The organism is Kocuria sp. CPCC 205260, from assembly GCF_040981045.1.
GTDB lineage: Bacteria > Actinomycetota > Actinomycetes > Actinomycetales > Micrococcaceae > Kocuria > Kocuria palustris.
This window is the reverse complement of the sequence record NZ_JAVKPT010000001.1, coordinates 815,953-842,664: the sequence shown is the minus strand read 5'-3', so window position 1 is coordinate 842,664 and position 26,712 is coordinate 815,953. Positions and strand designations below refer to the sequence as shown.

Annotated in this window: 19 protein-coding genes; 10 read left to right on the top strand and 9 right to left on the bottom strand. The window is 67.7% G+C overall.

Translation table 11 applies throughout. The features are described 5' to 3' along the window. Positions 1-34 precede the first annotated feature (34 nt). Genes RF645_RS03715 through RF645_RS03700 form a run of 4 tightly spaced genes read left to right on the top strand, consistent with a single transcriptional unit; the run spans position 35 to position 3,998 of the window. On the top strand, positions 35-1,141 hold the full coding sequence (locus RF645_RS03715; protein ID WP_058871360.1) for an aromatic acid exporter family protein: 1,107 nt from the start codon (positions 35-37) through the stop codon (positions 1,139-1,141). Continuing rightward, positions 1,138-1,950, top strand: a complete 813-nt coding sequence (locus tag RF645_RS03710; protein WP_024290980.1) for an NAD(P)-dependent oxidoreductase — start codon at positions 1,138-1,140, stop codon at positions 1,948-1,950. Before RF645_RS03715 ends, RF645_RS03710 begins: the two co-directional genes overlap by 4 nt. 3 nt (positions 1,951-1,953) lie before the next feature. Next, a complete protein-coding gene (locus tag RF645_RS03705) occupies positions 1,954-2,826 on the top strand; it encodes a hypothetical protein (protein WP_058871359.1) in 873 nt (290 codons plus the stop codon). Then, positions 2,823-3,998 carry a winged helix-turn-helix domain-containing protein gene (locus RF645_RS03700; RefSeq protein ID WP_368818627.1) on the top strand — a complete coding sequence of 392 codons (1,176 nt, stop codon included), beginning with the start codon at positions 2,823-2,825 and terminating at the stop codon, positions 3,996-3,998. The genes RF645_RS03705 and RF645_RS03700 overlap by 4 nt, the downstream gene beginning before the upstream one ends. A gap of 35 nt (positions 3,999-4,033) precedes the next feature. Here the strand turns inward: RF645_RS03700 and RF645_RS03695 are convergent, their stop codons facing one another. After that, complete coding sequence (locus RF645_RS03695; protein ID WP_368818626.1) at positions 4,034-4,510, bottom strand: MarR family winged helix-turn-helix transcriptional regulator; 477 nt, start codon at positions 4,508-4,510, stop codon at positions 4,034-4,036. Between the two features lie 103 nt (positions 4,511-4,613). On the opposite strand from RF645_RS03695, the gene RF645_RS03690 reads away from it, so the two are divergent. Continuing rightward, positions 4,614-5,876: an MFS transporter gene (locus RF645_RS03690; protein WP_368818625.1), complete on the top strand. Its 1,263-nt coding sequence runs from the start codon at positions 4,614-4,616 to the stop codon at positions 5,874-5,876. Positions 5,877-5,986: 110 nt separating this feature from the next. Here RF645_RS03690 and RF645_RS03685 read toward each other — a convergent pair whose 3' ends face one another. Then, complete coding sequence (locus tag RF645_RS03685; protein WP_368818624.1) at positions 5,987-7,174, bottom strand: glycine C-acetyltransferase; 1,188 nt, start codon at positions 7,172-7,174, stop codon at positions 5,987-5,989. A 49-nt stretch (positions 7,175-7,223) separates the two neighbouring features. After that, positions 7,224-8,261 carry an L-threonine 3-dehydrogenase gene (gene tdh, locus RF645_RS03680; RefSeq protein WP_368818623.1) on the bottom strand — a complete coding sequence of 346 codons (1,038 nt, stop codon included), beginning with the start codon at positions 8,259-8,261 and terminating at the stop codon, positions 7,224-7,226. Positions 8,262-8,745: 484 nt separating this feature from the next. On the opposite strand from tdh, the gene RF645_RS03675 reads away from it, so the two are divergent. Then, positions 8,746-9,324 (top strand): CAP domain-containing protein, encoded by a 579-nt coding sequence (locus RF645_RS03675; RefSeq protein ID WP_006215406.1) that lies wholly within the window; start codon positions 8,746-8,748, stop codon positions 9,322-9,324. A gap of 233 nt (positions 9,325-9,557) precedes the next feature. Next, on the top strand, positions 9,558-9,827 hold the full coding sequence (locus RF645_RS03670; protein ID WP_171004084.1) for a DUF3072 domain-containing protein: 270 nt from the start codon (positions 9,558-9,560) through the stop codon (positions 9,825-9,827). 136 nt (positions 9,828-9,963) lie between these two features. Here the strand turns inward: RF645_RS03670 and RF645_RS03665 are convergent, their stop codons facing one another. From RF645_RS03665 to betT, 3 genes are read right to left on the bottom strand one after another with little or no spacing between them, the layout of a single operon-like run. After that, positions 9,964-11,574 (bottom strand): GMC family oxidoreductase, encoded by a 1,611-nt coding sequence (locus tag RF645_RS03665; RefSeq protein WP_368818622.1) that lies wholly within the window; start codon positions 11,572-11,574, stop codon positions 9,964-9,966. A gap of 8 nt (positions 11,575-11,582) precedes the next feature. Next, the gene (locus tag RF645_RS03660) at positions 11,583-13,064 is read right to left on the bottom strand and encodes an aldehyde dehydrogenase family protein (RefSeq protein WP_368818621.1); all 1,482 of its coding nucleotides are present in this window, start codon (positions 13,062-13,064) and stop codon (positions 11,583-11,585) included. Then, positions 13,057-15,288 (bottom strand): choline BCCT transporter BetT, encoded by a 2,232-nt coding sequence (gene betT / locus RF645_RS03655; RefSeq protein ID WP_368818620.1) that lies wholly within the window; start codon positions 15,286-15,288, stop codon positions 13,057-13,059. Before betT ends, RF645_RS03660 begins: the two co-directional genes overlap by 8 nt. A 311-nt stretch (positions 15,289-15,599) precedes the next feature. Here betT and RF645_RS03650 point away from each other — a divergent pair, with 311 nt between their 5' ends. After that, on the top strand, positions 15,600-16,112 hold the full coding sequence (locus RF645_RS03650) for a ferritin (protein ID WP_058871357.1): 513 nt from the start codon (positions 15,600-15,602) through the stop codon (positions 16,110-16,112). 78 nt (positions 16,113-16,190) lie between these two features. Here the strand turns inward: RF645_RS03650 and RF645_RS03645 are convergent, their stop codons facing one another. Both RF645_RS03645 and RF645_RS03640 read right to left on the bottom strand, forming a co-directional pair. Beyond that, complete coding sequence (locus RF645_RS03645; RefSeq protein ID WP_368818619.1) at positions 16,191-23,057, bottom strand: DUF4011 domain-containing protein; 6,867 nt, start codon at positions 23,055-23,057, stop codon at positions 16,191-16,193. A 98-nt stretch (positions 23,058-23,155) separates the two neighbouring features. Further along, positions 23,156-23,944 carry an enoyl-CoA hydratase gene (locus RF645_RS03640; RefSeq protein WP_368818618.1) on the bottom strand — a complete coding sequence of 263 codons (789 nt, stop codon included), beginning with the start codon at positions 23,942-23,944 and terminating at the stop codon, positions 23,156-23,158. 54 nt (positions 23,945-23,998) lie between these two features. Between RF645_RS03640 and RF645_RS03635 the strand changes: the two genes are divergently transcribed. Continuing rightward, entirely contained in the window at positions 23,999-24,892 is an 894-nt protein-coding gene (locus RF645_RS03635; protein ID WP_368818617.1) for a Dyp-type peroxidase, read from the top strand. A 94-nt stretch (positions 24,893-24,986) separates the two neighbouring features. Here RF645_RS03635 and RF645_RS03630 read toward each other — a convergent pair whose 3' ends face one another. Further along, positions 24,987-25,625, bottom strand: a complete 639-nt coding sequence (locus RF645_RS03630) for an HD domain-containing protein (RefSeq protein ID WP_024290963.1) — start codon at positions 25,623-25,625, stop codon at positions 24,987-24,989. A 102-nt stretch (positions 25,626-25,727) separates the two neighbouring features. Between RF645_RS03630 and RF645_RS03625 the strand changes: the two genes are divergently transcribed. Continuing rightward, positions 25,728-26,699: a GlxA family transcriptional regulator gene (locus tag RF645_RS03625; protein ID WP_368818616.1), complete on the top strand. Its 972-nt coding sequence runs from the start codon at positions 25,728-25,730 to the stop codon at positions 26,697-26,699. Positions 26,700-26,712 lie beyond the last annotated feature (13 nt).

The following is a 26,712-nucleotide window of genomic DNA, read 5'->3' as shown; positions in this document are numbered from 1 at the left end:
GGACGGGTGAGGTGCGGTGGGATGGAGAGCTGAGGTGCGCGATCGGCTGCGCGAGGACGGGTGGACCATCCTGCAGCTGGCCGCCGCCGCGCTGATCGCCTTCCTGCTCGCCCGCTGGCTCGGGGGCCACTCGGAGCCGTTCTTCGCCCCGATCGCCGCGGTCGTGTCCCTGAACACGGATCTGGGCGAGCGCGGTCTCAACGCCCTGAAGCTGCTGCTGGGCGTCGTGCTCGGGATCGTGGTGGGGGAGCTGACCCTGCTGGTCGTCTCCGATCTGGCGCTCGCGCTGGGCATCGCGGTCCTCGTGGCGCTGAGCATCTCCACACTGGCCGGCGGCTCCCGGCTGCTGGTGGCCCAGTCGGCGGCCTCGGCCGTGCTGACCGTGTCGATCTCCGACGGCAGCGCCGGCCCTGAGCGGCTGATCGACGCCCTGATCGGGGCGGGAGTCGCGCTCGTGTTCACGCAGCTGCTGTTCACCCCGGACCCGCTGAAGATGCTGCGCGCGGCGGAGTCCGAGGCGCTGACGGCCGTGGGCTCCGGACTGCGACGGGCTGCCGAGGCCCTCGAGCACGACGACGAGGACGCGGCCGTCGACGCGCTCGCGGGCCTGCGCGAGACGCGCGACGACCTGGCCGATGTGGCCTCGGCGCGCGAGCGCAGCCAGCGCGTGGCCCGGCACTCGCTGACCCGCCGCTCCGGGAGGCGCCCCCTGGTGGCCATGACCGAGAACGCCGGTCATCTGGACCTGCTGGGCGATGACGCCATCATGGCCGTGCGCCTGGCCATCGCCGCGGACCCGTCGTTCCGGATGGCCCACGGCGCCTCCCTGAAGCGCTTCGCGGGACTGATCGAGCGCCTGGCCGAGGATCCCGCGAGCCGCAGCGCCCGCCAGGGCGTCGTCGACGACTTCCCGGCGGCGCTGTCCGAGCTGGGCTCCGCCCGGGACTGCGATCCCACAGTGCGGATGATCCGCCTTCTTGCCCTGGACGCGATGCTCTACGCGGGCGTGGAGTCCTCGGCGGCGCAGGCCGTGGTAGAGGGCGCCTCCCACGAGCCGTCGGTGGAGCGCGACCAGGATCCGAGCACGACCCTGCTGCGGCGCGTGCGCCGATCCATGCGCCGGGGGAAGATGGGGCCATGACCACGCCATCAGAGTCCTCCGCCCCGAGCCGCCGCCTCCTGATCACGGGTGCCACCGGCGGGATCGGGCTGCTGCTGGCCGAGCGGCTCAACGAGCAGGGCCCCGGCTACGAGATCATCCAGCACGGGCGCACGCCCAGGAACGAGGAGCAGGAGCGCGTGCTGCGCCCAGCGCAGATCACCGACCTGGACGAGATGCTGGCCCTGATGGATGGCGTGGACACCGTGGTGCACCTGGCGGGGGCATCGGCCCCGCAGGCCGAGTGGGACGACGTCCTGGACGCCAACATCGTGGGCACCCGCAGCGTGCTGGAAGCGGCCCGGCAGGCCGGGGTGCGCCGCGTGGTCTATGCGTCGTCCAATCACGCCTTCGGCATGTGGGATCGGAACGAGCAGTGGCCCGTGCTGCCCACCACGCTGCCTCGACCGGACTCGCTCTACGGGGTCTCCAAGGTCTTCGGCGAGGCGCTGGGCAGTTACTACCACGACGAGTTCGGCCTCGAGTTCATCGCCCTGCGCATCGGCTGGTACGCCCAGGATCCTCTGGAGGCCGACGACGAGCTGCTGCACGCCATGTGGCTCTCGCCCGACGACTGCGTCCAGGTGGTGCGCTGCGCGATTGAGGCGGATCGCAGCTTCGGGGCGTACTACGCGATCTCCGAGAACCCCAACCGGCGCTGGGACATCACGAACACCATGGTCGAGCTCGGCTACCGGCCGCAGGACTCCTGGACCCGCTTCACCGGCAGGTCCGAGGACGTGGTCGAAGGCGGAGCACCCGTCCGCGACACCTGGCCGTCGGGGTCCTGAGCGATGGGCGGATCTCAGCCCGGCCGGCTCAAGGCCATCCTGCTGCTCGTCATCTCCCTGCTGTTTGTCGCCGCCGGTGTCTTCGTCCTGCTCTTCGGCCCCGTGATGCTCGGCCTGGTCGTGATCGCCTTCTTCGGCGGCTGCGCGCTGATCGGGCTGACGCAGCTGCTGGGCGCCGATCACCCCGCCACCCCGATCCTCATGGGGGTGGGATCCATCGGCATGGGCCTGGGGTGCCTGGCGATGCTGGCCGGCGGGCTGAGCGGTGGGCCGAGCGACGCGGGGGACTGGGTGATGGTCGCGATCATGCTGATCGGTGCCCTGTTCTTCGGGGTCGGGGGAGTGCTGCTGATCCTGCTGCCGCTGCTTCGCCGCCGACGTTCGGTTCGACCGCAGGTGCCCTCTCCGGTGCTGCCCCTGGCAGAGGTCGAGGCGCGCCTGGAGGGGCGGCTCGCCCAGCTCGGCGGTGCGGGCGGAGGCCTCGGCGGCGGGGTCGGGGCCGGGATCCCCGGTGCCGTCGGAGGCCGCTCGGGAGGTGCGTTCGGTGCGCAGGTCGGCACCCGCCACCTCACGCACCTGGACGGGGCGCGGGCCCAGCTGCCGGTGGCGCTGGATCAGGACCTGGCCCAGCACGTGCTGCGGGAGGTCTTCGGCGGTCGAGCCGAGTGGGGATGGGCCCCGGACCGACCGGTCGTGCTCATGACCGGCATGGTCGGTTCGGGTGCGGCGGGGATGAATCCCTGCGTCCTGCAGGTCGTGTGGTCGCAGCATGGCCTCGAAGCCACGGCCCATGCCCGGGAGGGGCTGATCGGGCAGCGCACGTGCGCCAAGACCCTGGAGAAGCTGGAGTCCGCGCTGAACCAGGGGCCCCGATGACCGAGCTGACTCCTGCGGCAGCCCGCCGCATCGCCCTGGCCGCCCAGGGCTTCCTGGACCCGCGCCCGGCTCCGGGCGCTGTCACGGCGCGGCACCTGAACCGGGTGATCGATCGCGTGGGCGTGGTCCAGGTGGATTCGGTCAACGTGCTCACCCGCTCCCACTACCTGCCGTTCTTCTCCCGGCTCGGGCCCTATGACCGCGCCCGACTGGACCGCCTGCGCGACCGCTCGCCCCGGCGCCTCGTGGAGTACTGGGCGCACGAGGCCAGCCTGGTCCCGCCGCAGACCTGGCCGCTGCTGGCCTTCCGCCGCGCCCGCGCACGCGACGAAGCGTGGGGCGGCATCCGCCGGATCGCCCAGGAGCAGCCCGAGCTCGTGGAGCGCGTGCTGGCCGTCGTGGCCGCGCACGGGCCTCTGACCGCTCGGCAGTGCGACGCGCTCGTGGAGCACGAGATCCCCGGGCGCGGCAATGGCTGGGGCTGGAACTGGTCGGCCGTCAAGACCGCCCTGGAGTTCCTGTTCTGGTCCGGGCAGATCGTCAGCAGCGGGCGCAATCAGCAGTTCGAGCGCACCTATGTGCTGCCCGAGCGGATCCTTCCTCCCGAGCTGCTCGAGCGCTCGCGGCAGATGGATGCTCATGAGGCACATGTGGAGCTGATCCGCATCGCCGCTCGCGCCCACGGGGTGGCGAGCCTGCGCAGCCTGCGGGACTACTTCCGGCTGCGAGCCGACGAGTCCCGCGCCGCCGTCGTCGAACTGTTGGCGTCCGGCGAGCTGGAAGAGGTGACGGTCCGCGGCCTGGGGCCGGCGTACCTGCACACCGAGGCCCGACGGCCCCGCCGAGCCCATGTGGAGGCTCTGGTCAGCCCGTTCGACTCCCTGGTGTGGCAGCGCGAGCGCACCGAGTCGCTGTTCGGCATGCGCTTCCGCCTGGAGATCTATACGCCCGCAGCCCAGCGCCTGCACGGCTACTACGTCCTGCCCTTCGTCTACGGCGACACTCTGGTCGCCCGCGCGGACCTGAAGGCCGACCGCGCCGCGGATGCCCTGCGCGTGCAGCGTCTGACCTGGGAGGCCGACGCGCCGGCTGCGGCGCGGCCGGCGCTCGCGGCCCAGCTGCGCTCGATGGCCGACTGGCTGGAGCTCACCGACGTCGTCGCTGCCGGCTAGCGCGCTCGGCCGACGGCGCGTTCGATCTGGTCTGCTCAGTCGAGTCCGGGCCGCGGCCAGGGCTGGGCGCGGATGGCCTCGACGGATTCGTTGAAGCGGCGCATCAGGCGGGTCAGCTGCTCGACGTCCTCGTCAGCCCACTCGGCCGTCACCGCGGCGACGGAGTCCGTGCGTCCGCGGAAGTCCTCCCGGAGGCGGGCCGAGCCCTCCGAGGTGGGGCGGTGCTTGCGGGCCGATCCGCCGTCGGGGTCTGCGACGCGCTCGATCAGCCCGGCTTTCATGGCGGCCGCGACTTGGCGGTGGACTGTGGAGACGTCCAGGTCGAAGGCCTCGGCGAGCTCTCCCACGGACAGCGGCCCCGAGGCCTCCAGCCGTGCCAGCAGCACGGCGGCGCTGCGCTCCAGGGTCGCCGAGCGCAGGCGGGGAGCCGAGCCTTGCAGCGCGTGCCGGGACATCAGCATGTGCTCGTACATCAGCGCCTGCAGCGTCCGGCTCTCGCTCTGCTCGTCCATGCGGCGGCCCCCTTCAGCGGTGCGATCTCGTCGCCTCGAATTGTATCGTGCAAACTCAGTGCTAGATTTGCATCATACAAACCTCGATCCCAGGAGATGACCCTTGTCCGCCGCCACCGGTGAGATCCCGCGCATCGACCACCCGAGCGCTCAGCCCCTGATCACCCCTGCCTTCGTGCTGGCGTGGCTGGTGAACTTCTCGCAGTACCTCGTCTTCTACCTGCTGGTGACGACCATGGCGCTGTACGCCGTGCGCGAGTTCGCCGCCGACGACGCCGCCAGCGGCTTCGCCTCGAGCTCCTTCGTGGTGGGGGCGACCGTCGCGCGACTGGTCACCGGCTTCATCGTCGACAGGCTGGGGAGGCGCCGGGTCATGCTGGCCGCCCTGGCGGTGACGATCCTGGCCTGCGCCCTCTACCTCCCGACCGCCTCGCTGCCCCTGCTGATCGCGGTGCGCATCCTGCACGGATTCGCCTACGCCTTCGCCTCCACGGCGGTGATGGCCATCGTGCAGTCGGTGATCCCCGCAGCCCGTCGCGCCGAGGGCACCGGCTTCTTCGCCTTGGGCACCACGCTGGCCACGGCCGTGGGGCCGGCGCTGGGGCTCTTCCTGGTCGGCGCGTACAGCTACGGGATGCTGTTCGCCGTCGCGCTGGCGGCCACCGCCATCGGACTGATGCTGGCGCTGTTCCTGCGCCGTCATGCCGAGGGCACCCCGGCGCGAACGGACGAGGAGGCCGAGGAGCACGACGAGGCCGTCGCCGCGCGGAAGGCCGAGTTCTCGCTCTCGGAGATCCTGCATCCGGCCGTCGTGCCGATCGGGCTGTTCATGGTACTGATCGGACTGAGCTATGCCGGGGTGATCACCTACCTGAACGCCTATGCCGTGGAGCGCGATGTCGCCACCGGCGCCGGACTGTTCTTCGTGGCCTACGCCCTGGCCATGCTCGTGATGCGCTTCGTGCTGGGTCGCGTCCAGGACCAGCGCGGGGACAACATCGTCGTGTGGTTCGGCATCGTGTGCTTCGTCCTGGCGCTGGTCGTGCTGTCCGCGGCCCAGCAGGACTGGCAGGTGGTCGTGGCCGGTGCGCTCACCGGCCTGGGCTACGGCACGCTGATGCCGGCCGCCCAGGCCATCGCCGTGAGCGCCGTGCCTGCCGACAAGCTCGGCACCGGGATCTCCACGCTGCTGCTGCTGGCCGATGTGGGGATCGGGCTGGGCCCGGTGCTGCTGGGCGCCCTCCTCTCGGCGACCGGCTACGGCCCCATGTACGCGGGGCTGGCGGTCGTGGTGGTCGTGGCCGGCGTCTTCTACCACGCAGTGCACGGCCGGCATCAGGCGGCCCGACGCCGGCAGGTGGCCTGAGCACGACGACGAGATCCCTGTCCCGACAGCGACAGGCGGACCCGACGAGCTCGAGCTCGTCGGGTCCGCCTGTCGATGCGCTCTGGTGCGGGCCGCTGCGCGCGGAGGCCTCAGGCCACGGCGTCGCGCGCGTCGATGAAAGCCTGCACGCAATCCCGGACGTCGCGCTCCGAGTGCGATGCGGACAGCTGCACGCGGATCCGCGCCTTGCCCCGCGGCACGACCGGGAAGCTGAAGGCGATCACGTAGACGCCGGCCTCGAGCATGCGATCGGCGATCTGGGTCGCCTGGCGGGCGCCGTCGTCACCGGGGAACATGATCGGGCGGATCGGGTGCGTTCCGGGCAGGACGTCGAAGCCGGCCTCGCGCATCAGCGAGTCGAACAGCTCGGTGTTGGCCTGCAGCGTGCGCCGCTTGTCCGCCGAGGACTCGATCAGCTCGAGCGCGGCCAGGGAGCCGGCGACGACCGCCGGGGCCACCGAGTTCGAGAACAGGTAGGGGCGCGAGCGCTGCCGCAGCAGGTCCACGATCTCCTGATGGGCGGCCACATAGCCGCCGGATGCTCCGCCCAGGGCCTTGCCGAGCGTGCCGGTGAGGATGTCCACGCGATCCATCACGCCGAACAGCTCGGGGGTTCCGCGCCCGCCGTCGCCGATGAAGCCGACCGCGTGCGAGTCGTCCACGAAGACCAGGGCGCCGAACTTTTCGGCCAGGTCGCAGATCTCATCCAGCGGGGCGTAGGAGCCGTCCATGGAGAAGACGCCGTCGGTCACGATGACCTTCCGGCGCGCATCGGCGGCCGCCTCGAGCTGGGCGCGCAGATCCGCCATGTCCGCGTTCCTGTAGCGGAAGCGCTGGGCCTTCGACAGCCGCACCCCGTCGATGATCGAGGCGTGGTTCAGCTCATCGGAGATGATCGCGTCCTCGGCGCCGAAGAGCACCTCGAAGACGCCGCCGTTGGCGTCGAAGCACGACGAGTAGAGGATCGTGTCCTCGGTGCCCAGGAACTCGGAGAGCTTGTCCTCGAGCTGGATGTGCAGGTTCTGCGTGCCGCAGATGAAGCGGACCGAGGCCATGCCGAAGCCCCAGTCGTCCAGGGCGGTCTTGGCGGCGCCGATGATCTGCGGGTCATCGGCCAGGCCCAGGTAGTTGTTGGCGCAGAAGTTCAGCGCCTCGGACTTCAGGGTCGTGATGTGGGCGGACTGCGGGGAGGTCAGCTCGCGCTCGTCCTTGTGGAGCCCGGAGTCGCGGATCTCCCGCAGCGTGGCGGTCAGCTCGTCCTTCAGGGTGCCGTACATGGTCGTCCTTCGGGGTCGGAGGTGAGGGGAGGCGTTGTCGCCGGGCCCGTCAGGACCAGTCCAGGACGACCTTGCCGCACTGCCCGGAGCGGGCCGCGGCGAAGGCGTCCTCCCACCGCTCGGCGGGGAAGCGGTGGGTGATGACCTGGGAGACGGCTGATCGGAAGCGCTGCGAGGCGGCGATCATCTGGGACATCGCATACCAGGTGTCGAACATCTCACGTCCGTAGATGCCCTTGAGCGTGATCATGTGCGTGATGACCTTGCCCCAATCCAGATCGTAGGACTGGTGGGGCAGCCCGAGCAGCGCTATGCGTCCGCCGTGGTTCATGTTGGCGATCATGTCTATGACGGCCGGGCCCGCTCCGGACATCTCCATCCCGATGTCGAAGCCCTCCTTCATCCCCAGGTTCGTCTGGGCATCGGCCAGCGACTCGCGGGTCACGTTGATCGTCAGGTCGGCACCGGCGGTGCGGGCCAGCTCCAGGCGGTAGTCGCTGGCGTCCGAGACGACGACGTAGCGGGCGCCGGCGTGGCGGGCGATCGCGGCGGACATGACGCCGATCGGCCCGGCGCCGGTGATCACGACGTCCTCGCCGACCATCGGCCACTGCAGGGCCGTGTGGGTCGCATTGCCCAGGGGATCGAAGATCGCGCCCAGGTCCGGGTCCAGATCCGCGGGGTGGACCCACACGTTCGTGGCCGGCAGGACGACGAAGTCCGCGAAGGCGCCGTCGCGGTTCACGCCCAGGCCCTCGATGGCGATGCAGACGTGGCGGTGCCCGGCACGGCAGTTGCGGCAGGTCCCGCACACGATGTGGCCTTCACCCGAGGCTCGATCGCCGACGGCGACGCTCGTGACCTCCGAGCCCACCTCGACGATCTCGCCGTAGAATTCGTGGCCGATGACCAGGGGCGGGTCCACCGTGGAGCGGGCCCAGTCATCCCAGTCGGCCAGGTGCAGATCGGTGCCGCAGATGTCGGCGCGCAGCACGCGGATCTTCACGTCCCAGGCGCCGCAGCCCGGCTCCGGGTGGTCGAGCAGCTCCAGTCCGGGGTCGGCGGACAGCTTGGTGAGTGCGCGCACGGGGCTCGTCTTTCCTCGAACGGTCGGCCGGGTGGGGCCGCGGATCCGCCTCCGCCGGTGCGGTGGCACCGGGTCGTGGTCGCGTCCGATCCGATCAGGGCCAAGACGGCGACGACCGGGTGGAGGGTTCTTCGGAGCCTAGGGGCTGGACGACCTGCGGCGCGGCTCACGCGAGCATCGCGACGCAAGGTTGAGCAGAACCCGTGCGGCAGCGCGGACTGCTCGCGAGGCGGGGTGCGAGCAGCCGAGCTCACCGATTCTGGGGGAACTCCCAACTTTACGATGACGATCGAGGTGGGCGAGGACATCATCCCTGTCATGGCAGGGATGTGCCGTACTCAGCCACTGTTCAGGTTACAATTCCATCACGGTACAATCACGGTTTGATAACGAATGCGATTTGAGCGGGTCTTGCGTGACCTCCTAGGTTCTCTGGCGGACTCCGGGCAGCACGCCCGCATCGACATCCGCTGAGGAGCACGCCATGAAGAAGAAGACCACTCGCTACGCCGCAGCCGCCGCGCTCGCCTTCGCCGGCACCAGCGCCGCCGTTGCTCCCGCGCAGGCCGCGGTCTCCGTCTCGGGTGCCGAGACCCCGATGCAGACCCAGGCTCAGACATCGGCCGGTGAGGCTCCGGCCCCCGAGGCCGCGCCGGCCTCCGATGCATCGTTCTCCGCACAGGTCTCCCAGGAGGTCCTCGCCCAGATGAACGAGCACCGCTCCCAGGCCGGGCTGTCGCCGCTGTCGAGCAATGGGCAGCTCGACGCCATGAGCACCGACTGGTCGGGCCAGCAGGCCGCCGCCGGCGCGCCGTCGCACAACCCGTCGTTCATCGCGCAGACCAGCGCCGCGGGCTCGACCGGCATGGCCGAGAACATCGCCTACAGCGTGGGCTCCCAGGGCTCCGTCGAGGCCACGGCCTCGTACTTCGTGGACTTCTGGATGAACAGCCCCTCGCATGAGGCGAACATCATGAATCCCGAGTTCAACGCCGCCGGCTTCGGTCTGGCGGAGGGCGCCGACGGCAACGTCTACGCCACGCAGAACTTCGGCACCTTCTGATCCGCAGCATCCCGCGCGCACCGCGGCCCCGGCCTCTCCCTGAGGCCGGGGCCGCGGTGCGTCTGCGAGCTGCGGGCCCGATCCTCCGCGGCCCGACCTCGCGGGGCTGACGTCCCGTCGGTGGGCGGTGCCATGATGAGATCAGGCGCACAGGCGCAGGCCCGAGCCCGCGATGCGCGCCGATGTCCCGAACCGGTCGCCCTCGCGGGCGGCCGCAGATCCAGGAGGTTCCCATGTCAGAGAACACGCAGGGCGACGACGAGCTCTACACGCCCGTCACGGACGACACCGAGGGCGGCGCGGAGATGATGGGCGCCACCGGCGACGCCGGCGGCGCCTCGTCCCTGGAGAAGGACCCGGAGGAGTGGGTCAGCGGCGACGAGCCCATGACCGAGTCCCAGAAGTCCTATCTGGACACCCTGGCCAAGCAGGCGGGGGAGTCCGTTCCGACCGATCTGACCAAGGCGCAGGCGTCCGAGCACATCGACCGCCTCAAGGGCTGAGCCGACGCTGCACAGCGCGCAGCGCCTCGAGCCGTCCTCGGACGGCTCGAGGCGCTGCGTCATTCGAGAGCCCCGCAGATCACCGGATCTGCGGGGCTCTCGCCTCAGGCCGGCGGCTGACTCAGCCCATCGGAGCTCAGGAGCCTCGGATGATGTCCGACGCGCGTTCGCCGATCAGCATGGTGGTGATGTTCGGATTCACCGCGACCAGCTGCGGCATGATCGAGCCGTCGACCACGCGCAGTCCCTTCACGCCCTTGACCCGCAGCTGGGGATCCAGCGGGGACAGGTCGTCGTCCAGCGCACCCATGCGGCAGGTGCCGGCCGGGTGGTAGACGGTGTTATGGGTCTTGGAGACGTAGTCGGCGATCTCCTCGTCGGTCTGGGCCTCCTCGCCGGGGAAGAGCTCGCGGCCGCGGTAGGCGTCCATGGCCGACTGGGAGACGATCTCGCGCGCCCTCCGGATCCCGGCCACGGCCACGGCCATGTCGTAGCCCTCCTCGTCCGTGAAGTAGCGTGGATCCACCCTGGGCTTGTCCCGGTAGTCGATCGTGCGCAGCCGCACGGTGCCTCGCGACTTCGCGTGCGTGACGTTCGGAGTCAGGGCGAACGACTCCGGAGAGGTGGGGTAGCCCTGACGTCGTGTGTGCATGTCGAAGGGCACCGAGCCGTAGTGCATCATCAGGTCGGGAAGCTCCAGGCCCTCCTGGGTCGGGGAGAAGATCCCGATCTCCCACCACTGGGTGGTGTCTCGGGTCATGCGCTGGGTGCACTCCCAGGAGATCACGGCCTCGGGGTGGTCCTGGAGGTTCGAGCCCACGCCCGATGAATCCACCCGCACGTCGATCCCGACCTCTCGCAGGTGATCCGCCGGGCCGATGCCGGAGAGCATCAGCAGCTTGGGGGTGTCGATCGCCCCGGCCGAGAGGATGATCTCCTTGCGGGCCTTCATGATCGAGGAGCGGTCGAAGCAGTTGTCGATGTACTCGATGCCCACGGCCCGCTGGTCGTCGTCGAACAGGACCTGCATGACCTGCCGGTTCGTGAGGATCTCGAGATTGTCCCGCTGCTGGATGGGGTGCAGGTAGGACACCGACGACGAGGCACGGCGTCCGTCCGCCTGGCGGTTGACCTGGAAGAAGCTGGCGCCGTTGACCACGGTCTCGAAGTCGTTGAACGTGGCTCGAGGGATGCCCGCCTGCTCGCAGGCCTCAAGCAGGGCCACGCCCACGGGATCATTCGGAGGAGCGTCCATGAGCTCCACGGGGCCGTCGGTCCCGTGCCGCTCACCGGAACGGGACTGATTCGATTCGAGGCGCTTGATCAGCGGGAGCATGGTCTCGGCGCTCCAGCCCTCGGCGCCCATCTGCTCCCACAGGTCCATGTCCTCCGCAGGCGGATGGAAGGCGATGCAGGAGTTGTGCGACGAGCAGCCTCCCAGCACCTTGGCGCGGGCGTGGCGCATGAACGAGTTGCCGTTGGCCTGCGGCTCGATCGGGTAGTCCCAGTCGAGCCCGGATTCCAGCATCTCCGGCCAGCGGTTGAGCTGCAGGACCATCTCGTGGTCCAGGTCGTGGTCCCCGGCCTCGACCAGGGCCACGGAGACGTCCGGGTCCTCGCTGAGTCGGGCGGCGACGACGGCGCCGGCCGACCCGCCTCCCACGATGATGTAGTCGTATTCGGTGATCAGGTTCTCCGACACGGGCTCGTCGAGCACGCGGTCCTCCTTCTGCTGAGTGCGGGGCATTGAAGCGGTCACTTCTGCGGGAACCAGCCGGTCACCGCGGGCTCGGTGTTCTGGTAGATGTGCTTGGCCTCGGTGTACTCCTCCAGGCCGGTGGGGCCGAGCTCGCGACCCACGCCGGAGGACTTGAAGCCGCCCCACTCCGCCTGCGGCAGGTAGGGGTGGTAGTCGTTGATCCAGACCGTGCCGTGGCGCAGACGACGGGACACGCGGTTGGCCGTTCCGGCGTCCGAGGTCCACACCGCTCCGGCCAGGCCGTACTCCGTGTGGTTGGCGGTCTCGATGGCCTCGGCCTCGGTGGAGAAGGTCTCGACCGTGATGACTGGGCCGAAGCCCTCCTCGATCACCGCGGGGTTCTCCCGGTCGCACTGGTCCAGCACGGTCGGGGCGTAGAAGTACCCATCCTCATGCTCCTTGCCGCCCCAGTGGCCGCCGACCCGCAGGCGGGCGCCGGCCTCGATGCCGCGCTGGACGTAGTCGGTGACCTTGTCGCGGTGCTCCTTGGAGATCAGCGGGCCGGTCTCGGCCTTCTCGTCGAACGGACCGCCCATGACGATGTCGCCGGCGCGGCGGACGACCTCGTCGACGAAGCGCTCCGCGATCGAGTCCTGCACGATCAGGCGCGTGCCCGCCGAGCAGACGAGCCCGGAGTCCGTGAACGCGGCGTTGAGGGCGTTGTCCACGGCGGCATCGAAGTCGGCATCGGCGAACACGACATTGGGGTTCTTGCCGCCCAGCTCCAGGGCGACCTTCTTCACGCCGCGGGCCGCCGACTCGGCGACCCTCCGGCCGGTGACGAGGCCTCCGGTGAAGGAGATGAGGTCGATCTCCGGGTGGCTCGACAGCGGGGCACCGACGACTGCGCCGTCGCCGAGGACCAGGTTCGCGACTCCGGCGGGCAGCCCCAGCCCGTCGAGCACATCCACGATCAGGATCGCTGTGTGCGGGGTCAGCTCGGCCGGCTTGAGCACGAAGGTGTTGCCGGCCGCCAGCGCGGGGGCGATCTTCCACGCCGCCTGCAGCAGCGGGAAGTTCCACGGCGTGATCATGCCGCAGACGCCCACGGGCTCGTGGACCACCCTCGAGATGACGGTGTCGTCGCCCGCATCCACCAGGCGGCCCGGGCTCTGGTCCGCGATCTTGCCGAAGTAGCGGAAGCAGGCCGCGATGTCGTCCATGTCGCCCTCGGCCTCGACCAGGCGCTTGCCGGTGTCGAGGGCCTCGGCACGGGCGAACTCGTCCTTGCGCTCGAGCAGGGCGTCCGAGACGCGGATCAGGAAGTCGCCGCGCTCAGCGGCGGGGGTCTCCACCCAGGTTCGGGCTTCGAACGCCTTGCGGGCGGCGAGGATGGCGCGCTCGACATCCTCGCCGGTAGCCTCGGCGACGACGCCGACCTCGGTGCCGTCGGCGGGGCAGATGATGGTGCGGGCCCCGCCGTCGGAGGAGGGGACCCACTCTCCGTCGATGTACAGGGTCGAGCTGGACTCAGGCATGGCGCTCCTTCTGGGTTGCGGTGTTCACGGTCTCGGCGGAGGAATCTAGCCGAGGGGCGACGGTGGGGATCTGATCGGTGTCGACCCAGGTCTCAGGGGTGGTTCCGACCACCGCGCCTGTGGCGATCCCGCCGCCGTCGCCGCTGAGGTGCAGGTAGGCGATGTGTGCATCGTAGACATCCAGGACATCGGCGATGACCTGGTCCTTCGTGTATCCCATGATGTCGCGGCCGCGCGATCCGTGGGTCGAGAAGATCTCGATCCGGTAGTAGACATCGCGCACGGTCGACAGGTTCGCAGCGAAGCTCGGCAGCGAGTGGGCCACGGGGTAGGCCTGGTACTTGAAGTCCTCAGCCTCCGGGAAGGAGACCACGAGGTCCACGAAGCAGATGCCGCTGTCGGGGTGCTCGCCGCGGTGGCAGGCCACCGACAGCCCGAGCTCGGAGAGCTCCTCAGCGACCTCTTCCACCGCCGGTGCCGCGGTGTGCTCGACGAATGCCTGCGCATCGGCGGCGGAGGCATAGGACATCCGGTCGTGAAGGCGCTGCCGCCAGGTGACCTGCTGGCCGGTCTCGCGAACTCGGCTGGTGAGCAGGGCGGGCAGAGCTGCCTGCCTCGAGTCGAGGTTGATCTGCTCCGTGCGCAGCATCTTCCAGAGCCCCGCCATCACGATCCAGACGATCAGCGACAGCGGCAGTCCCACGACCACTGTGGCTGCCTGCAGCGTGTAGACGCCGTCGATGAACAGCATGACCAGCGTCAGCACGCCGGTGATGACCGCCCAGACGATGCGCAGCCACGGAGGGCCGTCGGAGTCCGTGTCCGTGGTCTTGGAGGACATGTTCGCCAGGACGAGGGAGCCTGAGTCGGCGGAGGTCACATAGAAGAACAGCCCGGTCAGCAGCGCCAGCGGAATCGTGAAGAAGGCCCCGGGGTGCTGCTCGAGCAGGTTGAAGAATCCGGATTCGGGCAGGGTCATCGTCAAGTCGAGGAAGTCCTGATCCTCGGCATTCATCAGGGTGGCGTTGCCGAAGATCGAAACCCACAGCAGGATGAATGCGAAGGGGATGAGCAGCACGCCGAAGACGAACTGCCGCAGGGTCCGGCCGCGGGAGATGCGGGCCAGGAAGAGGCTGACGAACGGCATCCAGGCGATCCACCAGGCCCAGAAGAACAGGGTCCAGTCCGCCATCCACTGATCGGCGGGGTAGGCGGCTGTCCCGTCGGTGTAGGCGAACGTGTTCATCAGCATTCCCGGGAAGCGAGAGAAGAAGTCGCCGATGTTCTGCACCAGGGCGTTGAGCAGCTCATGCGTGCGGCCCGTGAAGAGGATCCACAGCATCAGGGTGACTGCCAGCAGAACGTTCAGCTCGGACAGGCGTCGGATCCCCTTGTCCACGCCGGAGACCGTGGAGGCGACGGTGATGACCACGGCGACGGCCATGAGAGCGACCTGCACGCCCACGGTCGTCGGGACGCCGAAGATCGCGGCGAGCCCATAGTTCAGGAAGACCACGCCGATGCCCAGCGACACCGAGATGCCGAAGATCGTGCCGATCACGGCGCCGATCTCTGCGGCGTGGCCGACACCGCCGTGGATGCGCTTGCCGAAGATGGGTGCCAGAGCCGAGCGGATGCTCAGCGGGAGGTGATAGCGATAGGACACCAGGCCGACGACCATGCCCATCAGCGCGTAGAGCGCCCAGCCGGGAATGCCGTACTGGAAGATCGTCCACAGCGGAGCCATCCTGGCGGCTTCATCGGACATCGGCGCGACATCCGGGGGAGTGAGGAGATTCGTGGCCGGTCCGGAGATCCCGAAGAACATGAGATCCACGCCGATGCCGGCGGCGAAGAGCATCGCCGTCCACGTGAAGAGGTTGTACTTGGGCCTGGAGTGATCCGGGCCCATCCTCGTCTGCCCCACGCGCGAGAGCGCGACCACGATGACGAAGACCACGACGACCGAGACGGTCAGCACGTAGTACCAGCCGAAGTTCTCGGCAATCCAGGCCATCGACCCGAAGATCGCGGTCTCGGCTGCCGAGGGCCAGATAGCGGCCCAGGCCACGAAGGCGACGATGACGGCGGAGGCCCCGATGAAGACGGGCCAGTTGACGGCGGAGTGGCGGGGGCCGCCCTGATCGAGGGGCTCGCGTCTGAGCGGGTCGCCGGCTCCGTGGCCGACGGTGCCGGGTGACGGCGGTGCGGTGGATCCTGCCATGAGAGTTCCTTCCGGGTGGACGAGATCTTTCCGGCGTGCAAGCGGCTGATCTCCGCGCAGCGATGGTGCGCCGGGGGATCAGCCGACCCTTTCACTTTAGGGAGCCTCGACGAGAAACTCATGTCCGCGCTGCGGGTGCCTGTCACCTGGTGCGACGTGCACGACCGTCTCCTGAGCAGGGAAGAGGAGCGTTCGGTCAGGCTCATCTCATTGAGGTGAGGCTCATCACGCGAAGCTGAGCCTCAGCTCAGCAATGCATTTCACAGCGCATGCTCTGGCTTTCTGATGCGACCTCTCCTATAGTCCTTATTATGAAGATTTCACAGGAGATGGAAGCCAAGTTCAACGATCAGATCACCCTCGAGTTCGAGGCCTCGCTGGTCTACCGCCAGCTGGCCGTCGAGGCCGAGCGCATGGACCTCGTGGGCATGGCCGCGTGGTTCCGCCACCAGGCCGACGAGGAGATCGTCCACGCCAACAAGTTCATCGACTACGTCGATGCCCGTGATGGCCACGTCCAGATCGGCAGCCTGAGCGCCCCGGCGCAGTTCGCCGATCCGTCCGCTCTGGACCTCTTCGAGGCCGCCTTCAAGCACGAGCAGAAGGTCTCGGAGGCCATCCAGAACCTCTACCGCGCTGCTGAGGAGGCCGGCGACTTCGATTCCCGCCCCATCCTCAACTGGTTCACCTCGGAGCAGATCGAGGAGGAGTCCACGGTCGACGAGATCATCGGCCGCATCCGCCTCGTCGGCGACGACGGCTCGGGTCTGCTGCGCATGGACTCCGAGCTGGGTGCCCGCCCGGCCACGACCACCGAGGCCTGATTCGCTGTTTCGCACCAGCCGATAGCGAGGAACGCCGTCGATCCCTGCAGGGGTCGACGGCGTTCCTCACTTCTAGGCTCAGCTGTCGGTGAGCCTGACGACTGAATCCTCACGCTGGACTCTTCCTTGCGCCACCAAGCCGTCGACGACGGAGTGGTACGCGCCGGTGATGACCCTGCCCGTCCGGCCGAAGCCGAAGAGCGAGTTCAGCTTGGCCTGAAGGATGTTCCAGTCCAGGCCCTCAGGAGCTCTATTCAGCATCAGGACGACAGCGTTCTCGAGCTCGCGTGCGGAGATGTCGGCTATGGAACGGTCTCCTGCAGGGGTCCGTACGAATTGCCACGTCGCTTGGTCGACCCCTCGAGGCCAGTAGAACTTGGTGTGTGCTTGGACGAACCGTGGGCCATCCAGAGCCTCCAGGAGAGCGGTTCTGCGATTGAGCGTGAGTCGGCCGATCCCATAGCGCACGCGCATCATGTCCAGGAGTCTGTTCTGCGAGATAGGACCCTCCTTCTCAATAAGGTCCAGCATCTCGCTCTTCACACGCGCCTGTCGCTGTCGGCTGCCTCGAAGGTCGTAGAGGTGGTCTGGTCGGCCGACCTGCTCTACGTGGACGGGCTGGAAAGGGACCGTGACGATTGTGTCCGGATTCCAGATGGCGCCGCGGGTTGCAGACGGCCTGCTCGCCGATGGCGCAGGATGTGAGGCCGTCGGAAAAGGTGATGCATGCTGCTCGACGAGCGTGTGGACAGGCGACGCCTGCGCTTCCGGCTGTGAGGTCGATGGAACCTCCGAGGCATGCTCAGGAGAATGAACCGATGCGGTTTGCCCCTCGGTGGGTGGTTCCGGAACAGCCTCTCGAGGCGAAGCCATTTCCTCGGTGATCTTCATGGGCTCCGAAGACCTGCTGGGTGCATCTGCGGGTTCGGAATTCGGCTCTGGCGCGATAGTCGGCTCATCTGTCCGCGTGGGCTCGCCTTCCTTCGCCGCAGCGGATAAGGCCTCGTCGATGTCGCGCAGCAGCGAGTCGACGGCGGACTGACGATCGTGCCACCAGCTCGGAAGCCAGATGGGAAGCACCTGCGTCCAGCCCATCCGCGTCAGCACCTGGGCGGGCACTGCGTCCCTGTCCGAGACGATCGGTCGGCGCGCCCAGGACTTGCCATCGAGCATCACTGCGAACCAGAGGTCGGAGTCAGGGCGTCGGATCGCGAGGTCCACCTGGAATCTCGAGAGCCCGTACTCCTCGACGACCTCGAGGCCGGCTTCTCGCAGTGTCGCGGCTACATCCTGACGATGCAGCTCAGGACTCGGTCTGCGCAGCTGGGGCGTCCCTTCGGCCTCCGTCTGATCGCGGGCGAACTCCAAGTACTCCCGAAGGTGCCGCATGCCTTCGGAGCTGGTGCGAGCGAGGTCGATGTCCTCAGGAGCGAAGGATGTGTAGAGCATGACTTCCCGACGCGCACGAGTGATCGCCACATTGAGCCGACGCTGTCCGCCCTGGCGAGAGAGCGGGCCGAAGTTCATGCTCAGTTTCCGCGTCTCGGGATTCGGAGAGAATGCCAGCGAGAACAGGATGATGTCGCGCTCATCGCCCTGGATGTTCTCCAGGTTCTTGACGATCAGCGGATCGACCTCCCGCGCCAACGCATCCCTGAGCGCAGGGCTCTCCTCGTCTTCGAGCAGGTCCTGAATGCGTTCCTGCTGCTGGACGTTGAAGGTGACCACGCCGATGGAGGCTTCTGGGTCTTCGTGGAGTCGAGCGATGATGTCGGCGACGATCCGCTGCGCCTCGACCTCATTGGTCCGGGTGGGCTTCCGGGTCTCGCCCCGGCGACTGCCGTCGAAGGTCCCGTCCGCCTGGACGAGTCGTACGCCCAGCCCGGGTCTGGGGATGGGCGGCGCAGGGAACGTCGAAAGTCCTCCCTGGTAGTAGCGCTGGTTCGAATAGGCGATCAGCGATTCGTCTTGGCTTCTGTAATGCCAAGTGAGCATCTTCTGCTCGATGTTCGCACTGACGGCCTCAGTGAGGATCGATTCCTGGTCAGCAGCCGTCGCGCCGGATTCCTCATCAAGGTCGTCGTCCTCCGAAGTTCCTGCGGCGAACATGGACGACGGCGGCATCTGCTGTGAGTCGCCGACGATCACGACGGAATCGGCCCGACCCATCGAGCCGATGGAGTCGGCGACGCGGATCTGCGAAGCCTCATCGAAGATCACCAGATCGAATCGGACGCTCCCCACCGGGAGATGCTTTGCCACGCTCGCCGGACTCATCAGCATGCAGGGCGTGACATCCTGCACCGCAGAGCCCGCTGCCTCGAAGATCCCGCGGATGCTCCCGCCCCGCCGACGCTCGATCTCCCTCCGCAACCGGGTCTGCTCGCCGGTCAGTGTCCCGTCCTGTGCGAGTCGGCGGCGCTTCAGAAGAGCAGCCGGGAGCTCTTGGCGCAGTGCGTCACGGTAGTGCTCGCCTTGACCGATGAACCGGTCGACCTGCTTCTGCCGGGATGCAGGATCGAAGGACGAGAGTTCCGATTCGTCGAGACGATCCGCAAGCAGATCACGGGCGGTGGCCAGCTTGATCCTGGCCGGAAGGTCGGAGGGGTCCTCCTCGCCCCGTCGCAGTGACGCACCCAGGGACTCGAAGCCCTCGGCCTCGAGGTCCGCCACTGCGCGGTCGGCTCGACGGAAGCGGTTGAGATCGCTGGAGCGGTCCCTCTCGGCCTGCACCCGCCAGCTCTCTACGCTGCGATCGATAGCCTCAAGAACGGAGTTGTCCCGCTGCCATCGAGCCAATGAGGCCGGGGTGGATCCCAAGGCGTCCAGCAACTGGTTCCAGGCCGAGTGATACGCCGCCACGTCGATGTTCGTGCCCGTCGCCGAGAGCCCCTCCAGATCCTCATCGGAGAACCACTGTCTAGCGGTTCCGATCACATCGGAGCACTCAAGGATGATGCGGGGAATCTCAACGGTTCGGGGGTTCCACGGGTCCCACGGCGTATCAGCCGGCAGCAATCGTGCTGCCTCCGCGGACAGGTGAGCCGTCTGGGCTTGCGCCCAGCCGAGGCCGTTCAGGAAGGCTCGCGGATCATCCCAGATCAGTGACTCGTTTCCGGGCGTGACCAGGGGTTCCATGCGCTGTAGCACATGGTCGATGGCTTTCTGCTTCCGGATGAACTTGCTCTCGGCCGAATGCAGCTGCTCTCGGAGGTCTTCTACGTCGGCGTCACGGGATGTCATGCGCAGATAAGGAAGCAAGTGGCCCAGGCTGTTCCACAGCTCCTGGATCTGCTGGATGAAAGACTGCATCTCCCGGTCCCACCGCGGTGTCCGGGTCCAGACCTCGCGATGATGGGCTACGGACATATAGACGCCGCTGGCCACAGATGACTGCCAGGCCGCCAGATGGGCCCAAGCCCGGGCATCGGGGTAGCGGGTCAGAAGCTCACGTCCCTCCGCCCCAAGCGAGTCGTATTCCTTGAGGAAACCCCGCACTGCTGCCATTGGAGATGCGACCACCGCAGACTCGCGCTGCGAGGCTGTCTCGAGGCTCGTGGCCGACGACGATGCACTGCCGCCAGCCGGCCCGGCCAGCAGCCACGGGCTCTCGTTGAGCGGTGTCTCTCCCAGCGGGCGGAGGGCATTGACCACACGGTCCGCCAGATCCACGATCCCGTCGATGAGCGTCTTGTCCCGGATGACCCGAGCCGGCACGTGCAGCCCCCCGGAATCTGTTGCCGAGGAGCTGAGCCTGGACAGGCTTCCGATGTAGTTCTGGTGGGCTTCCCAGACGGAAGGCTGCGAATCGGGTGAATCGTGCAACTGGCGCGGATATGCATCCAGCTCGCGGATGAGCCGGCGGTACTCGTCCGCCAGCGCCCGGAACGACGCCTCATTGCCGACGGCCTCTGCATCCCAGGACTCCAGGAGCTGTCGACGGACATCGGCGACAGTCTGCCGCTTTCCGTGCATCTGAAGGGCCAGCGGGCCCAGCCCGACCCGCTGGAGTCGCGTGCGGACCACATCGAGTGCCGCCTGCTTCTCCGCTACGAACAGAACAGTCTTACTGCGGTTCAGGGCCTCGGCGATCATGTTGGTGATCGTCTGGGACTTTCCTGTTCCGGGAGGGCCTTCGAGGACGAAGGTGCGTCCGGCGCCAGCCCAGGTGATCGCCTCGAGCTGCGAGCCGTCCACCGGCACGGGCAACGCCGCCTCGGCCTCGAGCTCCGCTGTCACGGGGGCTGTCTCGATCGAATCCTGGAAGGACTCGTAAGGCTCCTCGACCAGGTGGTGGACGACGGGATTCTCGAGGAAGGACTCCCAATGCGCGCCCAAGTCGCGCCACATCTCGATCGAGGCGAACTGCAGGATCGCCAGGCGGACGTCGGGTTTCACCGCGAACGGGTGCTTGCTCTTCGCCAGGGCCGTGCGCACTTCGTGGAGCACGCGCGGCACATCGATCCCGTGCTCATCCTCGGGAGGCTCTTCAAGAACAGGGACCTCCAGAGCGAATTCTGTACGCAGCTTCTCGATGAGGGCCCAGTTCGGCTGTGCTTCGGCTCCCTCTTCGATGGAGAGATGGAATCGATGCTTCTTGCTGCCCTCCAGCTTCGCAGGCAGGAGGAAAAGCGGTGCGAGCGACTCCTTGCCCGTGGTCGTGCGCCAGCTCAGTGCGCCAAGCGTCACGAACAGCAAGTTGGAGCCTGTCTCATCTATCGCAGAACGTGCTATGCGGTGCAGATTCTGCAGACGAGTGCCATAGGAGGCTTGAAGGAGCCCCACATAGGCGGTCTTCTCCTGTCGCAGGATCTGATCCAGGGCGTCATCCCCGAGAGAGCGAGCTGATTCGAATCCGGCGGCCCGTCCGATATCGGAAAGGTCGTCCGTCGCGCGCAGGAGGATGCGGCTGCCACTGGAGAGCAGGTCCTCGAAATCCGCCAGGGAGCGCTCGGGCATGATCAGCTCGAGAGCGGACTTCTTCAGACTGAGCAGGGGATTGCGCAAGGACAGGTCCAGCAGCGACTGGCGCCATTTTCGAATACGCGGGGGCAGAAGCTGCTCTTGGGAGGCCCTGTAGCGATGTTCCGAGTCCTCCTCGTGCACCATGGCCGCATCTGGATTGGGCAACGGCGTCGCGGGGGCGCGCTCGGTGTGCATTTCGACGACGCCCATTGGGCCCTGGACAAAGCGAGGGAGCGGCTTGAATCTGCGATGCACGGAGGCGATGTCGAGAACATGATTAATCTCGGCATCGAAGTGGTGGGCCGATGCACGGCACGCCTGCTCGAAAGTCACCGGCGTGGTCTCGGCCAGGCTGGTCGTCTCGACGGGAACCAGCCGGGCCGTCCGGACCACGTTGTCGATCATCCCTCGGTCTTCCAGGACTGGCTGAGCGAGCTGCTCGTCGTGGGCCAGGTAGCCCGCGAAAGCGTGGCCGGGGACCAGGACGACCACGGGGTGAATCCCGGCCTGCTCTAGTGCTGCGGCGTAGAGCACGCTGAGGTCGAGACACGTCCCCATCCGGTGCTCGAGCATGTCCTCGATGCGACGGATCTTCTGACCAGTGTCTTCGAACGAGGCGGGAGGATTGATGTAGGTCAGTCGCTTCTCGCGCAATGCGTCGTACACCGACTCAGCGATCTGCCGCACTCGTTCCGGGCCCTCCTGATACCCGTTGAGGGCCGAAGAGCCCGTCTTCTCCTCGAGCAGCTCCGAAGCTCGACGGAGCACGGGCATCAGGGCCGAGCTGTTGGGCGTCACGAAGGCCGCAAGGCTCTCCGGCACTAGCTGTGCATGCCACTCGTCACGTGCAAGAAGCTCGATGTGGTGCGTCTGCGAGTGCTGCTCCGCGTCGATCAGGACGTTGAGACGAAGCGTGGTCATTCGGGCCTCGTCGAGCTGTGCGAACTGCTGAGGCCCAATCTGCCAGGCCACCTCGGACGGCGGGCAGCTGCGCGTGAAGGCGCTCTTCTGCTCGGGCAGCTTTGGCATCGGAATTGGGCCGATGCGCAGCGGGTCTGCGGTCACGTCATCCGGCTCCCCGAAAGCCACGGTGACTTGCACTGTGTGGTCGCCCTCATGATCGGTATGCAGAGCGATGACATCGTGGATCGGGCTGACCCTGTTATGGATCAGTGCGAAGTTCAGAGCATTGCGATAGACGACCCGGACCACGACCGGACCCGAGCAGAAGTTGGCTGCGCTGCAGCCACGAGGAACTGTGTGGTGCCCGAGCAGCTCCTCGAGGTGATTTGAGAGCGGTGCAGGACCTGACTCTGCGGAGAAGACCTCCGCGGCATCGAGCTCCGCCACAGAAACACCGGTCGCTGTTTCATCGGGAAGATGGTTCGACGGAGAGCGCTGCGATTCCTGGGGGGCCGAGTCGCCGTCGAAGAACTGCTCGAGTCCTGTGGCGTCAGCAGCCGGTGGCGTCTCTGAGGGAGGTGTGGGCTCCGACAGCTCCGACACGCTCGGCTCGGCCAGATCGCTCGTCAGCCCTCGAAGAGCTGCTTCGAAATCGTCGAACTGTTCGTCATCGACGGCTTCGAGCCGACGAGCCGCAGTCTCTGCGCCGACCGATTCGAGCAGCAGCTGCATGGCCTCGATGCCAGTGCTGACGGTCTTCCGACTGACGGCTCGGCCACCATGCGCGAGATGGAGCGTCTGGAGCGCAGTCTCTGCCCATTCCTGGTCCTGCGCCGTGAACCGTCCACCAAACTGCTCTGGATGGAAGCGGATGGCTTTCAGCAGCACACGCGGGTCGGTGAGGAGATATTCGGGGTCATGCCGACCGAGTCGCTTGGTATCTGCACGGGCGATCAGCGCGCTCCAAGATCCGGGATCGCCCGGGGTGGGGGCATGCCGTTCCACAAAGGGCTTGAGGGCATGCGCTACGACTTCTCCCGCTTGCAGCGCGATCTCATAGGGCTGGAGTGTGCTCAATCTGGGTTCGCCTTCGACTTGACCTAGTTCGCTTCAGGGTAAGGCGTTGAGGAGCCTGGATGATTTCGCAAACGGGTGTATGACGACTTGTGCAGGGCTCAGCGATGTGTGAACTCGGGGTCGCGCTTCTCGATGAACGCGGCCATGCCCTCCTTCTGGTCCTCCGTGGCGAACAGGCTGTGGAAGAGCCTCCGCTCGGCGACCAGGCCCTGTGACAGCGGGGTCTCCAGGGCTGTGTGCACCGCCTCCTTGGCGGCCATGGTCGCGATCAGCGACTTCGAGGCGATGGTCTGCGCGATCTCCAGGGACTCGTCCTGGAACTCGTCGGCGGGGAGCACGCGCGAGACGAGCCCGGCGCGCTCCGCTTCCTGTGCATCCATCTGGCGCCCGGTGAGGACCATGTCCATGGCCTTGGGGCGCCCGATCGCCCGCGTCAGGCGCTGCGACCCGCCCATGCCGGGCAGCACGCCCAGATTGATCTCCGGCTGTCCGAACTTGGCGGTCTCGGAGGCGATCAGCAGATCGCACAGCATGGCCAGCTCGCAGCCCCCGCCCAGGGCGTAGCCGCTCACGGCGGCGATGGTGGGCGTGCGGATCTCGGCCAGGCCCTGCCAGCCGGCGAACCAGTCGGTGGCGAACATCTCGGCGAAGCCCCGGTCGGCCATCTCCTTGATGTCGGCTCCTGCGGCGAAGGCCTTCTCCGAGCCGGTCAGCAGGATCGCGCCGATCCCCTCGTCGGCATCGAAGGCCCGGGCGGCGTGCAGGACGTCGGCCAGCACCTGCGAGTTCAGGGCGTTCAGGGCCTGGGGGCGGTTGAGGGTGATGATCCCGACCCGCCCCTTCGTCTTCACGAGGATGGTGTCGTAGGTCTGCTCGGTCTCGGTCATGGGGCGAGTCTACGAGCCGAGCCATGTGCATGTGGGGCGGTTCACATACTGAGATTGCGGGACAAGTTTGATCCCGAAGGTCCGAACGCCACCCCACGGAGGCCCCGACGCCGCTGCAGCAGATCGTCGCCCCGCTCGGTCTCCTTCCGTCGTCCCGACGACAGCCTGCAAGCCGTGGCCGGCATCGGCGCCCGGCTGTGGGATCGGCTCTGGGATCTTCCCCGCCCCAAGGGCCTGCATCCGTTCCAGGAGATCCAGGGCGCGCGCCACCGGGTGCCGTCCACGCCGGGCGATCTGCTCCTGCATCTGCGGGCGAAGAACATGGACGTGTGCTTCGAGCTCGCGAGCATGGTGACGGATCGGCTGCGCGGTCACGCCGAGGTGGTCGATGAGACCCACGGCTTCACGTTCTTCGACGAGCGCGACCTGCTCGGCTACGTCGACGGCTCCGAGAATCTGGAGGGCCAGACGGCCCAGGACTGGGTGAGCATCGACTCCGCCGAGGACCCGGACTATGCCGGGGCCGGCTATGTGATCGTGCAGAAGTACCTCCACGACATGCAGTCCTGGAACGCGCTGAGCGTCGAGCAGCAGGACGATGCCATTGGGCGCACCAAGGCCGAAAACATCGAGCTGCCCGATGACCGAAAGCCCAAGAACTCCCACGTGCACCTGAACTCGATCACGGACGACGACGGCCGCGATCTCAAGATCGTGCGCGACAACCGCCCGTTCGGCACGATCGGCACCGCCGAATCCGGCACCTACTTCATCGGCTACACCAAGGACCCGGCGATCATCGAGCGGATGCTGCGCAACATGTTCGTGGGCGAGCCTGAAGGCACCACGGACCGAGTCCTGGACTTCTCGACCGCGAAGACCGGCTCACTGTTCTTCGTGCCGACCGCTGCGTTCCTGGACGACGACCACCGGGCCGCCACCGGCTGATCCGACGGCGCCGGGGCGGTCCTCGCCATAGCGAGCCCCCTGTGCGTAGGCCGCGCAGGGGGCCCGCCGTGCGGTGCTCACGCGGAGCGCGAGATCACTCGGGCCAGTCGGAGCCGCGGATCTCGTCGACGAAGTTGCCGCGCTCGAAGCCCGGCATCTGATCGGCCAGGACATCGGCCTTCACGTTGCCGAACGTGGTCTGCGGGCGGTGGAACAAGCCCTGCGCGAAGGACTCGATGATGCCCTCCTTGAAGCGCGGGCGGGGGTGCACGGAGGTGATCTCCTCGCGCTGGGCGTCGGTGAGCTCGTGGTAGTCCACGCCCATCACGTCGAGCTCCACGCCGCGGGTCACCAGCTCGACGAGCGGGGACATGTGCAGCGGGACCATGGGGGTCGTGTGCAGCGCGATCGAAGCCCAGGCCTCCTCGGCGTCGTGCTGGCTGTAGCCGTGGCCGGTGAGGAAGTCCCGCACGACGTTCGCGGCGTCGATCTCGAAGCGCAGGTCGTCGGAGCGGTACTTCTCGGTCAGCCCGAGATCGTGGAACATCGCGGAGATGTAGAGCAGCTCGTCGTCGAATCCGCGGCCCAGGGCGTGCCCGCGCAGGGAGCCGAAGACGAACACGCGACGGCTGTGGTGATACAGCAGATCGGACTCGACGTCGCGGACCAGCTCAGTGGCCTCCCGGGCGACGGCGCTGTCGGGAATGGTGATGCCGGCGATGATCTCGGGCATGGGATCCATCCTTTCGGTGCGGTGAAGATGCTGATATCCACCCTGGTCCGCCGCATAGGATCGGGCCATGTTCCATCAGCCTATATCCCCTCGGAATCGGACATGACCGCCGGCGGTGCGGCTCCGATGCGCCGCGTGGACATCGTGGTGTTCGACGGCATGACCCTGCTGGATGCCACAGGTCCGCTGGAGGTCCTGCGCGTCGCCGATCCGTCCGGGGAGCTGTACTGCACGCGTCTGGTCTCCGCCGCCGGCGGCCGGGTGCGCTCGTCGGCGGGGCTCGAGGTCCTCACGGAGTCGCCCAGCGCAGAAGGCGCTGCGGACACGGTGATCGTCGTCGGCGGGGACCGGCTGGTCGCCGAGCCGATCGAGGACGAGCTGCTGCAGCTGGCGGGGGACCTGGCCCAGAACGCGCGCCGGGTGGCGTCGGTCTGCACGGGAGCGTTCGTGCTGGCCCGGCTCGGACTGCTCGACGGACGCCGCGTGACCACTCATTGGCGCCATGCGCAGGCGCTGGCGGACCGGTTCCCCCTGCTCGACGTCCAGCCCGACGTCATCCACGTGCGTGATGGACGCATCGCGACCTCGGCGGGCATCTCCGCGGGACTGGACCTCACCCTGGCTCTGGTCGAGGAGGATCTGGGGGCGGCTGCGGCGCGTGAGGCCGCCCGCGAGCTCGTGGTGCTCATGCAGCGCTCGGGCGGACAGGCGCAGTTCTCCTCCGCCCTGCGACAGGCGACCGTGGGCGATGCGGGGCTCCAGACGGTGATGGGCGAGGTGCTCGAGCATCCGGAGCGCAGTCACTCCGTGGCGTCCATGGCCGAGCGCCTGGGGGTGAGCTCTCGGCAGCTGCACCGGCTGGTGAGGGCGCAGACAGGCTTGTCGCCCATGCAGTGGCTCGAGGCCGCGCGGGTCGACGCCGCCCGCGAGATCATCCGCAGCGACATGCCGCTGACGTCAGTGGCCAGACGAGCTGGATTCGGGTCGGACGAGACGATGCGCCGCGCCTTCCTGCGGCAGCTCGGGGTGACGCCGAGCGGCTTCCGCGAGCGCTTCACCAGCACGGGCCCCTAGGCATGGGATGAGC

Excerpts from the sequence above, each read along its gene's own strand:
- RF645_RS03695 (WP_368818626.1), bottom strand. The coding sequence starts at position 4,510 with ATGGACGAGCAGAGCGAGAGCCGGACGCTGCAGGCGCTGATGTACGAG.
- RF645_RS03660 (WP_368818621.1), bottom strand. The coding sequence starts at position 13,064 with ATGCCTGAGTCCAGCTCGACCCTGTACATCGACGGAGAGTGGGTCCCC.
- RF645_RS03625 (WP_368818616.1), top strand. The coding sequence starts at position 25,728 with ATGACCGCCGGCGGTGCGGCTCCGATGCGCCGCGTGGACATCGTGGTG.
- RF645_RS03630 (WP_024290963.1), bottom strand. The coding sequence starts at position 25,625 with ATGCCCGAGATCATCGCCGGCATCACCATTCCCGACAGCGCCGTCGCC.
- RF645_RS03675 (WP_006215406.1), top strand. The coding sequence starts at position 8,746 with ATGAAGAAGAAGACCACTCGCTACGCCGCAGCCGCCGCGCTCGCCTTC.
- RF645_RS03705 (WP_058871359.1), top strand. The coding sequence starts at position 1,954 with ATGGGCGGATCTCAGCCCGGCCGGCTCAAGGCCATCCTGCTGCTCGTC.
- RF645_RS03710 (WP_024290980.1), top strand. The coding sequence starts at position 1,138 with ATGACCACGCCATCAGAGTCCTCCGCCCCGAGCCGCCGCCTCCTGATC.
- RF645_RS03700 (WP_368818627.1), top strand. The coding sequence starts at position 2,823 with ATGACCGAGCTGACTCCTGCGGCAGCCCGCCGCATCGCCCTGGCCGCC.
- RF645_RS03670 (WP_171004084.1), top strand. The coding sequence starts at position 9,558 with ATGTCAGAGAACACGCAGGGCGACGACGAGCTCTACACGCCCGTCACG.
- betT (WP_368818620.1), bottom strand. The coding sequence starts at position 15,288 with ATGGCAGGATCCACCGCACCGCCGTCACCCGGCACCGTCGGCCACGGA.
- RF645_RS03685 (WP_368818624.1), bottom strand. The coding sequence starts at position 7,174 with ATGTACGGCACCCTGAAGGACGAGCTGACCGCCACGCTGCGGGAGATC.
- RF645_RS03665 (WP_368818622.1), bottom strand. The coding sequence starts at position 11,574 with ATGCCCCGCACTCAGCAGAAGGAGGACCGCGTGCTCGACGAGCCCGTG.
- RF645_RS03640 (WP_368818618.1), bottom strand. The coding sequence starts at position 23,944 with ATGACCGAGACCGAGCAGACCTACGACACCATCCTCGTGAAGACGAAG.
- RF645_RS03650 (WP_058871357.1), top strand. The coding sequence starts at position 15,600 with ATGAAGATTTCACAGGAGATGGAAGCCAAGTTCAACGATCAGATCACC.